This is a genomic window from Natrinema sp. 1APR25-10V2, from assembly GCF_031626495.1.
GTDB lineage: Archaea > Halobacteriota > Halobacteria > Halobacteriales > Natrialbaceae > Natrinema.
On record NZ_JAMQOJ010000002.1, the window covers coordinates 650,553 to 664,424 of the forward strand.

The following is a 13,872-nucleotide window of genomic DNA, read 5'->3' on the forward strand; positions in this document are numbered from 1 at the left end:
CGACGCGGCGGCCGCGCCAGTCAGCTTGAGATACGACCGCCGATCTAGTAACGACTGTCTACCATCGTCAGACCTGCCTGTATTTACCGAAATAGGGTTTTTCTTTGTTCCCTGATGTTCAGATTTCCGTGACATACACCCGTTACCGGGAATCTAACCGTTATAAGTTTTCTGTAGGAGTATGGTAGAAATATAAAATACTGTGAGTGTATATTCAGAAATTCAGGAGTATCACGACCGCATATGATAGAAAATGGCATTATAATTCTATGGTGGTATTTCATACATTACATAACTTCTCCGTCTTCTCTCTTTTTATGACAGTTCAGAAACTGACTACAGTTATGTGATCTGTCATGGGTCATGGGCGAAGTCCGATCGGCCCGTCGTTCGTCCGCGGGGAAGATTCGACAGCGCGTTCGACGCTCGACCACGGGGTGGTGCGGTGGGACGAGACTACAGGCGTCCGTTCGAATTCGACGGCGATCGACCGCACCTCCGGGAGCCGTCGCCGTCACCGTCAGCGTGTCCGCCTCCCCGCTCTCGCCGGACCGACGGATCTCGTCGGCTGGAAGGCTTGCTCGAGAACGAAGCGTCGAACGGTCCGTCTCGACTCTTACACGTCGACCACCGGGGCTCGAAGGTGCCTGTGGAACTGGAGGCGAAATTACCTTCCCCCGACAGTACTGGGGACAGACGCCAAAGCCACCGAGCGTCGACCGTCGAACGGCGACTCCGGACGCGGCACCGCCGCCGGTTCGATACCGACGAGACGGCACAGAGTCCGTTCGCTACGTCGTCAGGCAGTCGTCTCCTCACCGTCGGCCGCGCCGCGAACGTAGTACAGTGTGTACTCGCCGTTCGAGTGGACTCGACTAACGCCCGTCTGCGACGAGATAGAATCGAGTTGTGACCGCGAGTACCGCAGTTCCCGATACGCGACCACCTCTCGTTCTCGATCGGCACGCGTCATGACCAGGTATCTGTCTTCGGCGTATTGCTGGGGTATTCCGTCCGCGATCGCCTCGCCGTATATCGCGTCGTACTTTTGCGTCCGCTCGAGGTCACCGTATATTGCGTCCTCGTACCGGCTCGGGCCTCCGCGAATAGCGGTGAACGTAACGTTTTCGTCCTTGTTCTCGAACGTCGTTTGGTACCCCTCCATAGACATATCCGTAATATGTGGTGACGACTGGTAGACGTACGGCGACGGAAAGACGACGAGCAGTGAGAGCAGGAGAACGATGCCGAATCCGACGATAGAAACGCTGTAAACCGTAGTCGATCGGTAATTCCGTGAAAGAGCGGTCGTTCCGTGGGCGATAGCGACCGCCCCCATGATCGTCACTAGTACCATCATCAATCCGAAGACGCGGAAGTACATCGCCGAATACGACCCGAAGAAGTACACCGCGAACACGCCGGCCAGCGCGATCAGACTGACGACGAAATACGGAACTAGACCGCTGGTTCGAGCCGTGAGGTCGCGGTTCCGGACTGACCACAGGACGAGAACGCCAGCGAAAAACAGGAAGAGCAAGCTCGGGCCCAGTAGTTTCAAAACCAGTTCGAGAAGACTGACACCGATTTCACTGAGTGACGACCCCTGCGAGTTGACTGCCTCCGCTGCCGCTCCACCCCCGACGAAGTACGATGTCGCGCTCGAGAGCGCGTATCTGAACACGTCACTGAAGAAGCCATGTTTCGATATCCAAGCGAGAAATACGGCGGTCAACAGGACGGTCTGTCCGGCGATCGGTCGGTGAGTCGCGATCGGATGGTCGGCCCGGTAGCGCCGGTACAGGAACTGCAAAATCGTGATACCGAGAAACATCACTAGAACGTGCGCCGCAAGCTGGGGATGGTAGACGACAAGCGCAATCGATGTGAGCGCAAAGAGCATACCCATGCCGGACGGGGATCGCAGTGAGGCGGGACTGCGAAGGTATTTCAGCAGTAGAAATATCGAGACCGACGAGAAGAGGATCGCTTGCGACATGGCGTGAGGGACAATGAACGTGTGGATCGTCGTGATGGGAAGGAAAAGAAACGCGGAGAAGGCACCAACAACCGTACTGAACCGGCTTTGAAATATGAGCGATGTCGACAGTGCGACGAAGGCAAAGAACAGGCACGACAAGGCGATGATAACCAGCAACGCTGCCTGAGCAAGATCGATCCCGACCGTCACGGAGAGGAACGTCGTGACCAGATGCAACGCGGGATACCGCAGTTCGATCGGTGAGAACGCGCCCGACTGGATACTGCGCATCCACCCGAGATGCGTTAGTGCATCGCCGGCACCGTAAAATCGGTACCCTCGGACGACCGGGAGGCCGACGAACGTCGCCATCGAAACGCCGCCGAGGCCGAGCGCGAGCCAGCGGTACCAGTCGGTCGTTGCCCTGAGAGCACCGAGTAGGGAAACGAACAGCGCACACCCGAGCAGCGCCCAAAACGAGAGCGGCGTGCTCGAGTACAGAGACAGTTCGTACCCGGTTGCCGGCGCTGAGTGAGCCGCCAGCACAGCGCCGGTCAGCGCGAGAAACCCGAGCGCGAGGAGGGTGCTCTCTCCCAGCGTCGACCGCGAACGTGCGTGTGCCATTATCGGCTCGTCCGCGGGTCGATCCCTTGTTATGAAGCGTATGAATGACAGTAACTCCTATATATGCCGTCTCACAGATACGATCCGATACTCGAGGAGCGCCGGGTCACTCTCCGGTCGACCAGCAGTGACGGACACGTTCGAACGCCGGTCACAAACCCTCCATAACAAAACGTCCGACCCCTGAACGTCCGCGTAAAGACATCTATACGAAGATGAATGTCCTGAACCTCACGTCGAAGGCGAACTCGCCGCCGTTCGAACTCCAAGTACGGGCCCTCGAGGAGCGCGGTATCGATTGTACGACGATCTCGGTTCCGGGCACGGTGACGGCAGATTCGGGACGGTCCGTCTTCGATTACCTGCGGTTTCACCCGACGGTGCTGAAGGAGTCGTTCGGTTCGTACGACCTCGTTCACGCCAATTACGGGCTAACGGCACCGTTCGCGCTGGCGCAACCGCGACTGCCCGTCGTGCTATCGCTGTGGGGAACGGACCTCGACGGTGAACTCGGCTGGGTGAGCAAAACGTGTGCAAAACACTGCGAAGCAACGATCGTCATGTCAGAGCGGATGCAAGCCGAACTGGGTCGGGACTGTCACGTGATTCCCCACGGCGTCGACTTCGACCAGTTCGAGCCGATACCGCGATCGGACGCGATCGCTCGACTCGACTGGGATCCGGACGCGAAGCACGTGCTCTTTCCGTACAAAGCCGAGCGCGAAGTGAAGAACTACCCGCGGGCGAAGCGGATCGTCGAAGCGGTCCGCGACGACGTTTCGGAACCGGTCACCCTCCAGACGGCCCGCGAGGTCCCCCATCGGGAGATGCCGACGTACATGAACGCTGCCGACTGTTTGTTGCTGACCTCCGACCGGGAGGGGTCGCCGAACGTGGTGAAGGAGGCGATGGCGTGTAACCTCCCGGTCGTCGCCGTCGACGTCGGAGACGTTCGGGAGCGTCTCAACGGTGTCACGCCCTCCGAGGTCTGTCGGACCGATCGCGAACTCCGACGCGCACTCTCCTCGATTCTCGCTAGCGGGGAGCGCTCGAACGGACGCACACAGGCCGAGGAGATCAGCACGAAGTGGATGTCCGCACGGATCCACGACGTGTATCGTGACGTGATTGATCGAGGTGCGTAGAGACGGTGACCGAGGTCGACCGAACGGCCGGTCGGCGTGACACCGATAAAAGAAGTAGCGGCAGACAGTCGGCGCTTTCGGTGGACCGATTAGCTGCGACGACGTGCAAGCAGCGCCGCGAGTAGGGCCGTTCCTGCCACCGCGGGGATCCCGAAGCCGGGTACCTCATCGGTTTCGTTCCCGTCACCATTTCCGACGGTCACCTCGGTAGTGGTATTGGCTACCTCAACGAGGTGTGTCCCCGTCGTGTTGAAGGTCACGGTCGTCGAGAGCGTCGTCGTTTCGCCGGGCTCGAGACGCGCCGTCTGTTCGTCGACGGTCTCGCCGTCGACGGTAACTGGCACGGTGAAGTTTCCAGCGAGCGCGCCATCGTTTTCGACGGTCGCTCGAAGGGTCGTCGACTCGCCCGCCGCCACGGGTTCGGACACGCTTATGTTGGTGACCGCGTGCGAGGTACAGCTGCCGGACTGGATCGTCACCGGTTCGGACATGTCCAGCGACGTCCGCTCGTAGCCGCCGTCGGTCGCCGAGATCGTCTGCCAGTCGGTGACCCGGCCGTCGTACACGCTGAAGTCCGCCTGATCGTTGAATGCTGGCTCGACGGTGATCGAGAAATCGCCGTCCAGCCCGCCGTTGAACGCCGCGCCGTCGGTCCGGTTCTCGCCCCAACTCCACGTGATGCGACTCGAGGAGTCGCGGTGACTGAACTCGTCGTCGGCCCCGTCGTAGCTATCGTCCTCGACGACCCACTCACCGTCTTCGGGTAAGCCGTCGAACAGCATCGTCGCCGCACCGCCCGGCGAGTTCCCGTTATACTGCCCGTGGACTACTACGAGACTGAGACCGTCACTGCCCTCGTGCAAGAAGAGCGAGCTCGTGTCCTCCGCCTGGAGATGCGTCGTCCCGTGAGAGCTGTAGGAGTACGAACTCGGGCTGGTGTTCGGCGTTCGGTAGTCGTAGAACTCCGTGACTGTCTGGTAGCCGTCGCCGACGGGCGTGATGGTCCAACAGTCGCCACCTTGTGCCACAGCATATTCGTCCGGGTGGTTCGAGTCAGGTGGGGCAACTGCACTGGCCGCTGTAGCACCGACCGTCGCACTGACTATGAGCGCGACCACCGCTGCCACCGTCGCGAGAGCAGAGTACGTTCCGGGACTCGAGAGTTTCCTTTGTTGTGTCATTATTCGTCCCGGCTTCATCGATGGAGTTCGAACCAATTGTTATGTCATCGTTTCCGATACGGAGAAGCGAACGTCGGAAACTCGGTTAGAGAGGGTGTGAAAACGTCGGTCGAACGTTTTAATACGATATTTCTCCGTCCAGTCGCCGGTTCCACTGCTCGCGGCCGGAAGCGAGTCCATGGAACGACCGTCGTTTCCTCGAGCGAATGTTCGCTCCGTGAATACACACTGGATGACAGGCCCGACGGATCGTCCTGTTTGAGACATCGACCGAGACAAACGGTGACCTGATACTGGCGATCGAAGTCTGATCGGTCGGATACACTCGCTGAACGGCTATCGCCGATACCGAACGATCAGGACGCCGAGAAGCGCCATCAGCCCCACCGCCCCGACGCCGAAGCCGCGCATTCCGTCACTGTTCTCGGTAACGGTCACCTCCGTAGTTTGATTGCCCACCGCGATGGTGTACGTCCCCGCTTCGTCGACCGTCGTCGTCGTCGAGAGCGTCGTCGTTTCGCCGGGCCCGAGGCTCACCGCTTGCTCGTCGACGAGTTCGCCATCGACAGTGATCGGGATCTCCGTCGTCACCGTTCGGTCGCCCCGGTTCTCGACCGTCGCCGTGATGTCGACGGAGCCACCCGGCGCCACCGTCCCGGTCGTTTCCAGATCGGTGACCGCGTGCGAGGTGCAGCCGCCGGACTGGATCGTCACCGGTTCGGACATGTCCAGCGACGTCCGCTCGTAGCCGCCGTCGGTCGCCGAAATCGCTTCCCAGTCGGTGATCCGACCCTCGTACACGCGGAAGTCGGCCGCATCGTTGAACGCGGGTTCGATCGTAATCCCGAACTCGTCCTCGAGTCCACCGCGGAACGCGGCACCGTCGTTCCGACTGTCGGTGTACACCCACGTGATTCGGCTCGAGGACCCGCGGTGATCGAATTCGTCGTCGCGCCCGTCGTAGCTGTCGTCCTCGACGACCCACTCGCCGTTCTCGGGCAGTCCGTCGAACTGCATCGTCACTGCACCGCCGGACGAGTTCCCGCGGTGCTGGTCGTGAAGGAGGACGAGACTGACACCCTCGCTGCCCTCGTAGAGGAAGAGCCTGCTCGTGTCGTCTTTCTGCAGGTGTGTCGTCCCGAACGAGCTGTAGGTATGCGAACTCGGGCTGGTATACGGCGTTCGATAGTCGTAGAACGATTCGACGGATTGCGACCCGTTGCCGAGCGGTTCGACGGTGAAACACTCGTCATCCTGTACGACGGCGTACTCCTCGCTGGCCCCCGATTGAGCCGATTGTGCGGCGACGATCCCGACGCTGACCGACGTTCCGACGACGACTGCCACGACCGCCGAAATCGCGACCACGACCGCGTACGTCCCGACTGTGGAGCTGTTGTCACGTACTGTCATATATCCGTTTCATTACGAGCATTTGGAAGGTCTGCTATCCGAATCGGTCACGCAGCGGGCTATTGTTATGCGGCAACTGAACCGGCGAGCATCTGACGCCGTCGCGGCGGGCTCGAGAGTTGCCCGGAGACTCTCCGTCCGAAAGAGGTTATGACGGGAAGCGGCGGACCGGCTCCGTCCGCCGAGCGACCCGTTCAGCCCTCAGTTTCGTTTCCGCTTCCACCGCTGTCGCCGTCGACCGTTTCGGTATCACCATCGTCACCGCTATCGGTGCTGCTTTCGTCTCCGCCATCGGCCCCGCTCTCATCACTGCTATCGGTCCCGGCCTCGTCTCCGCCATCGTCAGTCCCGCCGTCCGTTCCACCGTCAGAGCTTTCATCGGACTCGTCGTCGAACAGGTCGTCAAACGGATCGTCGCCGGAATCGTCCTCGCCACCGGTGCCGTCCGCGCTGTCGCCGGTGTCGGTATCGTCCGGCTCGGTGACGTTCGTCCAGACGTGCGTATAGCGGTAGGCGTTCTCGTGGGTCGGCGTCTCCGGCACCCCGTCGGCATACAGCAACACCGAAATCCGAACGGGTCCCTCGTCCGCCGTCGGCGTGACGTTTCGCTCGGCGTACGCTGTCGAACCCACGGTGACTTCCCCCGAAAACCGTTGCAGTTCCGTTCGCTCGATCACCTCGCCGTCCTGAAGTCGCTGTTGCTGGACGACCACTGTGTAATTCCGGTCGGCCTCCTCACGGTTCTCGACGGCGACGACGAGCGGAACCGATTCGCCCGGCTCGATCTCCGAGGGGTAGCCCGACGCGACGAGCTCGCCCGAGTCGGTTTCGGTGAGCAGTCGAAGGCTGGTGTACTGCTCGTCGTCTTGCGGGGCGACGAACGCGTATCCGGCAGTCGTCAATGCGAGCACGACGGCGAGTACGAGGACGACGTTGGCGGCCACGTGAAGCGACGATTGAGCGCCGAATATCGCCGTCCGAACCGCCTCGAGTCGTCGATCGAAGTCGATCCTGTAGCGATCTGCCGGGGGAACCGACAGCCGTCGAACAGTAGCGAGTCCGGAACCGACGAGGCCGAAACCGGCCACAGTACTGACCACGACCGGTCCGGTGTACCCCCACGGCGTAGCGGCGATGACCAACGCGAGCAGGGGCAGGAGCGCGAAACTCAGGCCGAACGAGAGTGCGGCACGTTCGGTCGCCGTAATCCCCGTCGTTTGTCGTATCAACAACCGATCGTCGGTGGTGCCTCCCGCGGCAGTCGACGTTCGCGGAAAGAGCGTCGAGACGGTCACGTAGCCGGGCACGAAAAACAACAACGGGAACCCGACCGTAGCTCGCACTAACGGTGACGAAACGTCTGCGACTGCCAAGAGGCCGACGGCGATGACGGCGAATCCAGCTACGCCGACCAGGTCGATCGGAATCCCTGCGACGAGGCGCTTGCTTCGCCGCCGTACGGCTGCGAACGGCTGAACCGGGAGCCCTTTCATTGTACTTACCAGTTATCGGTTGCTCGATTCCGCTAGCCATTGTTACTTATCGTGTAACGAGAAGGCCGGTTCGGGTACCAGCTCCATTATTAACAGTGTACTCCGGATCCAGAGTCAGCCACGGTCGTTGGGAAGCGGCCCGGCATTCAGCACTGGCTCCCTCCGCCACTTCGTCGACGGCGTGACTCCGCAGTTCCGCTCGAGCGGTGACTGGTCGGTCCACCGCCGGATTCTCGAAGACTGGTCACGAGATCGTCGCGTCGGTCGCTGGAACCGGCGGCGGGACTCACATCATCGGAAGCGGGCTCGGTCCGAACTCGGTACATCGAACGTGACGATCACTCCAGCAACGAGTCTGGAACTCGAACTATCCGCCTACGATGACGGAAATAAGATGCTTACAAAGTAGCTATGAAGAGTGCCGTCTCGTATGGGACGCCGAACGACTATCGAACAGTGTCAGCAGCCCGGTCTCGAGGGATCGTACGCATGAGTATCGACGTCCGTATTGCGACTGAAGACGACCTCGAGCGGTGGAACGGGTACGTCGACCGGTCGCCGCAGGGAACGCTATGGCACGAGCTCGAGGCGCTCCGGGTACAGGCCGAGCACGCCGATGCGACGTTACATCCGCTGATCGGGTTCAAGGGTCAGGAACCGGTCGGGCTCTTTCCGGTCTTCGAGATCGAAAAGCAGTTCCTGACCACGGTGTTTTCGCCGCCGCCACACCTCCGGATCCCGTATCTCGGGCCGGCGTTCCTGAACATGGGGAAGCTGAAGCAGCGCAAGCGCGAGCGCCGACGACAGCGGTTCATGGACGGCTGTTTCGAGTGGATCGACGAGGAACTGAACCCGAAGTACGGTCACGTCCGTACGTCGACGGCGTTCGAGGACTCGCGCCCGTTCAAGTGGAACGCGTACGATGCGACGCCGGAGTATACCTACGCGGTCGATCTAACGCACCCCGAAGACGACCTCTTGATGACGTTCAGCAGCGACGCGCGGAGCAACATTCGAAACGCCGACGACGAGGCGTACGAAATCGAGGTCGGCGGCCCGGAGGAAATCCGCCTAATCCACGAGCAGGTCAGGAACCGGTACGAATCGCAGGACATCGGCTTTGGCGTTCCCGTCGACTTCGTCCTCGACCTCGCCGACGAGTCGCCGAACGGACACGTCCGTCCGTACACACTCTGCGTCGACGGTGAGTTCGTCGGAGGTATTCTGGCCCTCGAGTACGGCGATACGACCGGCCGCTGGATCGGCGGCGTCCGGACCGACGCCGACGTCGACATCCCGACGAACGACTTGCTCGACTGGGCGATCATGAGTGACGGACTCGAGCGGAGCCTCGAAACGTACGATCTCGTCGGCGCTGATACGCGCCGGATCAACCGATACAAGGCGAAGTTCAATCCCGAACTGCGCACCTACTACGGTCTCGAGTACGGGAGTTGGGGCATGCGTACCGTCGCCTCGCTGTACGACAGCGTGAAGTGACTCTCTAATTCTGATCGGCCACCGTTCTGCTCGGCGTTACGTTCGTTTTTTGGTGGGCGGGTCGACTGCAGACGGGCAACGGTCGCCGGCCGACTCGCATCACGGTCGACTGATATCGTGAATCCCGACGACGGTTCGAACGGGAGTAACGGTATGGAGTGGTTTCTCCGGTACGGGAGCCCATTATCACTGGTCGGTCGTGACCGTCCGATCCGATATGAACAATCAAGCGAGTTTTCTCACGAGTAATATGATCCATTACGAAGGGGTACCGAAGCGGAGGTGCCGACGATGGACGATGGACCCTCCCTCCGAACGCTACTCGTCGGCATCGACGCGGCCTGCGACCGGGTGCTCGCACCGCTGTTCGAGGATGATGAAGTGCCGACCCTCGAGTCGATATACAGTATCGGAACGAGCGGGCCGCTCGAATCGCAAATTCCGCCGTGGACCGCGAGCGCCTGGCCGTCGCTGTACACCGGGAAGAACCCGGGCAAACACGGCGTCTACGGGTTTCTCTCGTTCGACGGCTACGACTGGGACGTCGTCAACGCGACCGACGTTCGCGAGAAAACCCTCTGGGAACTGCTCGATAGCCACGGCGTGGCGAGCGTGGTCGTCAACGTCCCGGTCACCTATCCGCCGCGGGAGTTCGACGGGGCGCTGATCCCGGGCTACACCGCGCCGGAGGACCCCGACTGTCATCCCGCGGGGGTGCTCGAGGACGTACGGAACGCGATCGGGGAGTACCGCGTTTACCCGGACGAGGACGCAGCCGACCTCGGACGTGCGTACGGCGACTGCGTGCGGATGCGAGGGGAGGCCTTTCGCTACCTCGCGGACAGGTTCGATCCCGAGTTCGGGTTCGTCGAGTTTCAGGCGACGGATTCGATTTTCCACAAGCGGCCGGAGGACGACGAGGCGGTTCGAACGATCTACCGCGAGGTCGATCGACAGCTCCGCGAGATCCTCGAGGCCCACGAGCCGACGAACGTCATCGTCGCGAGCGATCACGGGATGGGGCCGTACAACGGCCACGAATTCCGGGTCAACGAGCGCCTCCGCGAGGAGGGTCTCGTCGAGACCGTGCGTGGCGGAGAGGGGATGCCGACGTGGGCGACTGTCCGCGACGGGAACCTCAAGGAAGGCGAGGACGCCGCGAGTTACGAGCCCGGCATCGCCGAGCGAGCGATGGCGACCGTTGCAGGGTTCGGGCTCACGAGCCAGCGGATCAACGCCGTCCTCGAGCGCCTCGGGATCGCCGATCTCGCCGCGGCCTACGTCCCCGCCGGCGTCGTCAATGCGGGGGCTGCACAGGTCGACTTCCCGGAATCGACCGCGTACGTCCGCTCGCGGATCGAACTCGGCGTCCGTATCAACCTCGAGGGACGCGACCCGAACGGCGTCGTTCCGCCGGAGGAATACGCGGCCGTCCGAACGAGGATCATCGACGCCTTGCGAGCGGTCACGACGCCCGACGGCGACCCCGTTTTCGAGGCCGTTGAGCCTCGAGAGGAGTTCTTCCACGGCCCCGAGAGCGAACACGCCGTCGACGTCGTGACCGTTCCGGCGGATTTCGATCACTTCCTCTCGGCGACGTTACGGGACGAGGAGTTCGGTCCGCCGAGCGAACCCTGGAATCACAAGCTCGAGGGGACGGTCGCGGCTCACGGTGCAGATATCGATCACGGTGCCGGTGTCGGCCATGCGCATCTCTTCGATATCGCTCCGACCGTTCTGTCGACGCTCGACGTGCCGGTCGACGAACGAATGGACGGCGATCCCCTTCCGTGCGTCGAACCGGCCGGAACCCGACGGTACCCGCGACTCGACGAAGGCCGATCGGTCGAAACGTCAGACGAGCACGTCGAGCAGCGACTTGCGGATCTCGGCTATATAGAGTAGCTCGTTTTCGCCCACGCCGAGGCCGACACTCGATGCCGTCCAGAACCGGTGGAAGGGACTCGATTATGTGGAGGAGCGGCGGCCGTTCGACCATCCTGACGACGCGGGTTCGCAGGTCGGTCCTCGACGCCGTTTCGTCGGTGTTCGTGGACACGTTTACTCCTCCTCCTTGGAACGACGACTTGACCCACGAGAGCGCACGGAGGCGGCTGCGGGAGATCCTGACTGCTCCCGTCGGACTGAGGCACGTGGGGACCGCAGAGAGCCGAGGCTCACGGGTTCGTTCTCGGCCGCCACGAGCAGTGGAATCCGAGAATATTCATCACTCACAGAAGATGTACGTAACTTCGAATCGGTAGCACCGAGGGGCGACACTACACTCGTCGACCCTCTGCAGCGCGACCTACAGGAGCGAGGCGTCGACCGCGCGTATCTATCGACCACGCGCGAGAGCCCCGCCGCCGTGTTTTACGAGCGACAGGGCTTCGACACCGACGCGCCGACGCAACTCCAGTATCTGCAGTACAATCGTCTCGGCGAGGGAGTTTCGCAGCGCTACAACGATTCACGCGGCAGCGAGACGGTGATCGCGTTGCCCGTCTCGGTGCGTTCGAACGCGATGTGTCCGTCCGAGAGATCGACGACCCAGTAAACCAGCCACAGCCCCAGGCCGGACGTGTGGTAGACGTCGTCCATCTTCCAGTCGCCGGTGAGCACGCGGAACTCGACCTCCGGAATCGGCGGACAGCTGTCTTCGATCGCGATCTCGACCCGGTCCTCGCGAGCGCAGACGGACACGGACAGCGCTGGCAACCCGTTCGGATCGTGCTGGATGGCGTTCTCGAGGAGTTCGACGACGGCCAGTTCCACCTCGTGGAGCGTCCGGGCAATCGCCGCGTCGGGGGCGGTTAGCTCGACCGTCACCGACGGATGCTGGTCGCGGATCGTCCCGATCGCGTCGGACGCGACCGGAACGAGGTCGATCGCTTCCGGCGTCGTCCGCTCCGTGAGGAGATCGATTATCTCGCGCTGTTTGGCGGTGCTCTCGAGCAGCTCACGGCCCTGTTGACGGATGATCTCGGCGCGCTCGCTCGCGGGCTCGTCGGTGTCTCGGGCGATACACTCCGCGTTTCCCATAATGACGGCCATGTCGTTTCGCAGGTTGTGTCGGAGGAGGTTGTCCATGACCGCGAGCTGGCGCTCCCGACGGCGGCGGTCGGTGACGTCCCGCGAGAAACCGACGATCTTGACGACCTCGCCGTCGTCGCGGATCGGGACCGCCCGCACCCAGACCCAGCGGCTGTAGTCCGTCTTCGGATTGACCCGATACTCGATGTCGACCGATTCCCCCGCCGAGGCGCGGGCCATCGCCTCCCGGACGCAGTCGACGTCGTCGGGGTGAACGACCTCGAGGAAGTTGTGCGGATCCGCCTCGAGCGCATCGACGGGCAGACCGAATACGTCCTCGTACGCCGGGTTGACGAACAGCAGTTCGGTCCAGTCGCCGTCGAACATCCACAGGACGTCACCAACCGTGCCGGCGATCGTCCGCAGTCGGCTCTCGGCGTCGCGGCGTTCCCGTTCCGCGGTGACCCGTTCGGTGATGTCTCGCGAACTGACGACGTAGCCGTCGAGAGCGTCGTCGGGCGGATCGGTAAACCGGCTCTCGAGCCACACCCAGCCGCCGCTCCCGGTGGCGTGTCGGTACTGGACCGTCGCCGAGGACTGGGTCGACGCGCTGACCTGATCGAACTGCTCCGTGACCGCTCGTCTGTCGTCCGGATGGATGAACTCCATCGCGCACTCGTCGACGAGGTGCTCCGGTTCGAACGAGAGAATAGACGCGCTCGCCTCGTTGACGTAGACGTAGGTACCCGCGTCGTCGACGACGGCGAGTTTGTCCTGAGCGTACTCGAGCAGGACCGAGGCCAGGTCGTCGATTTCGGGGTCCATTGGGTAAGACGCTAGTACTTCACGAGTAGTGACGAAAAGGGTGACGGCACGGCTCTCGGTCGGCCGCCGGCGACCGAATATGACTGCAATCGGCCCCAGAGCGACCGTTCGGAGACTTTTCGGCCCCGAGCGGGTCGTCGCGATCAGTCGGCCGAAAACAGGTCATCGAACAGCGCGACTACCCGGCGCTCGACCTCGTCCCGGATCTCGCGGACGCGCTCGGGGTCCGCGCCGTCCGGATCCGGAAGCGCCCAGTCCCGGACGTCCACGGCGGTCTCCGCGTCGCCGAGATCGAGGGTAGAACAGCCCATCGTCGCGACGGCGTCACAGCTTCGCAGGTCCGCGGACGAGATCTCGCGGGGTGTGCGCTCGGCGAGGTCGACCCCCGTCTCGCGCATCACGTCGATCACTTCGTCGTGGACCGCCGCGGCCGGGTTCGTGCCGCCGGTCAGAATCTCGACGCGGTCCTCGAGGCCCCGCCGGTCGCGCTCGCGCTCGGCGAACGCGGTCGCCATCTGCGATCGCCCGGCGTTCTGGACGCAGACGAAAGCGATTCGGACGCGACCGTCACTCTCTTCGCCCACGTCGCTCATGGGGACACCTCGCTCGGCGTTCGAGCACCGTCGGTATCAGCGGTCGTGCGTCCGCCAACGGTGGACGCGGTGTCGATTCGATCG

The 13,872-nt window shown here is 62.4% G+C and carries 9 protein-coding genes; 3 read left to right on the forward strand and 6 right to left on the reverse strand.

Going from position 1 to position 13,872, the window contains the following annotated elements; all coding sequences use genetic code 11:
* Window positions 1–799: 799 nt before the first annotated feature.
* Window positions 800–2,605: a hypothetical protein gene (locus NDO75_RS09025; protein ID WP_310905819.1), complete on the reverse strand. Its 1,806-nt coding sequence runs from the start codon at window positions 2,603–2,605 to the stop codon at window positions 800–802.
* 215 nt (window positions 2,606–2,820) lie between these two features.
* Between NDO75_RS09025 and NDO75_RS09030 the strand changes: the two genes are divergently transcribed.
* Entirely contained in the window at window positions 2,821–3,750 is a 930-nt protein-coding gene (locus tag NDO75_RS09030; protein WP_310905820.1) for a glycosyltransferase, read from the forward strand.
* Between the two features lie 89 nt (window positions 3,751–3,839).
* Here the strand turns inward: NDO75_RS09030 and NDO75_RS09035 are convergent, their stop codons facing one another.
* The 3 genes from NDO75_RS09035 to NDO75_RS09045 all read right to left on the reverse strand — a co-directional run bounded on the left by NDO75_RS09035 (window position 3,840) and on the right by NDO75_RS09045 (window position 7,837).
* Window positions 3,840–4,931 (reverse strand): CARDB domain-containing protein, encoded by a 1,092-nt coding sequence (locus NDO75_RS09035; RefSeq protein ID WP_310905821.1) that lies wholly within the window; start codon window positions 4,929–4,931, stop codon window positions 3,840–3,842.
* A 336-nt stretch (window positions 4,932–5,267) separates the two neighbouring features.
* Window positions 5,268–6,344 carry a CARDB domain-containing protein gene (locus NDO75_RS09040; RefSeq protein ID WP_310905822.1) on the reverse strand — a complete coding sequence of 359 codons (1,077 nt, stop codon included), beginning with the start codon at window positions 6,342–6,344 and terminating at the stop codon, window positions 5,268–5,270.
* Window positions 6,345–6,538: 194 nt separating this feature from the next.
* Window positions 6,539–7,837 (reverse strand): DUF1616 domain-containing protein, encoded by a 1,299-nt coding sequence (locus NDO75_RS09045; protein ID WP_310905823.1) that lies wholly within the window; start codon window positions 7,835–7,837, stop codon window positions 6,539–6,541.
* 489 nt (window positions 7,838–8,326) lie between these two features.
* Here NDO75_RS09045 and NDO75_RS09050 point away from each other — a divergent pair, with 489 nt between their 5' ends.
* The gene (locus NDO75_RS09050) at window positions 8,327–9,337 is read left to right on the forward strand and encodes a GNAT family N-acetyltransferase (protein WP_310905824.1); all 1,011 of its coding nucleotides are present in this window, start codon (window positions 8,327–8,329) and stop codon (window positions 9,335–9,337) included.
* Between the two features lie 291 nt (window positions 9,338–9,628).
* Window positions 9,629–11,242 carry an alkaline phosphatase family protein gene (locus tag NDO75_RS09055; RefSeq protein ID WP_310905825.1) on the forward strand — a complete coding sequence of 538 codons (1,614 nt, stop codon included), beginning with the start codon at window positions 9,629–9,631 and terminating at the stop codon, window positions 11,240–11,242.
* Between the two features lie 555 nt (window positions 11,243–11,797).
* Here the strand turns inward: NDO75_RS09055 and NDO75_RS09060 are convergent.
* Together NDO75_RS09060 and NDO75_RS09065 are read right to left on the reverse strand one after the other, a co-directional pair.
* Entirely contained in the window at window positions 11,798–13,195 is a 1,398-nt protein-coding gene (locus NDO75_RS09060) for a PAS domain-containing sensor histidine kinase (protein ID WP_310905826.1), read from the reverse strand.
* 143 nt (window positions 13,196–13,338) lie between these two features.
* Complete coding sequence (locus NDO75_RS09065; RefSeq protein WP_310905827.1) at window positions 13,339–13,788, reverse strand: low molecular weight phosphatase family protein; 450 nt, start codon at window positions 13,786–13,788, stop codon at window positions 13,339–13,341.
* Window positions 13,789–13,872 lie beyond the last annotated feature (84 nt).

What these genes read in the sequence shown, in the direction of transcription:
- NDO75_RS09045 (WP_310905823.1), bottom strand. Translation starts at nt 7,837, where the DNA reads ATGAAAGGGCTCCCGGTTCAGCCGTTCGCAGCCGTACGGCGGCGAAGC.
- NDO75_RS09040 (WP_310905822.1), bottom strand. Translation starts at nt 6,344, where the DNA reads ATGACAGTACGTGACAACAGCTCCACAGTCGGGACGTACGCGGTCGTG.
- NDO75_RS09050 (WP_310905824.1), top strand. Translation starts at nt 8,327, where the DNA reads ATGAGTATCGACGTCCGTATTGCGACTGAAGACGACCTCGAGCGGTGG.
- NDO75_RS09035 (WP_310905821.1), bottom strand. Translation starts at nt 4,931, where the DNA reads ATGACACAACAAAGGAAACTCTCGAGTCCCGGAACGTACTCTGCTCTC.
- NDO75_RS09060 (WP_310905826.1), bottom strand. Translation starts at nt 13,195, where the DNA reads ATGGACCCCGAAATCGACGACCTGGCCTCGGTCCTGCTCGAGTACGCT.
- NDO75_RS09055 (WP_310905825.1), top strand. Translation starts at nt 9,629, where the DNA reads ATGGACGATGGACCCTCCCTCCGAACGCTACTCGTCGGCATCGACGCG.
- NDO75_RS09025 (WP_310905819.1), bottom strand. Translation starts at nt 2,605, where the DNA reads ATGGCACACGCACGTTCGCGGTCGACGCTGGGAGAGAGCACCCTCCTC.
- NDO75_RS09030 (WP_310905820.1), top strand. Translation starts at nt 2,821, where the DNA reads ATGAATGTCCTGAACCTCACGTCGAAGGCGAACTCGCCGCCGTTCGAA.
- NDO75_RS09065 (WP_310905827.1), bottom strand. Translation starts at nt 13,788, where the DNA reads ATGAGCGACGTGGGCGAAGAGAGTGACGGTCGCGTCCGAATCGCTTTC.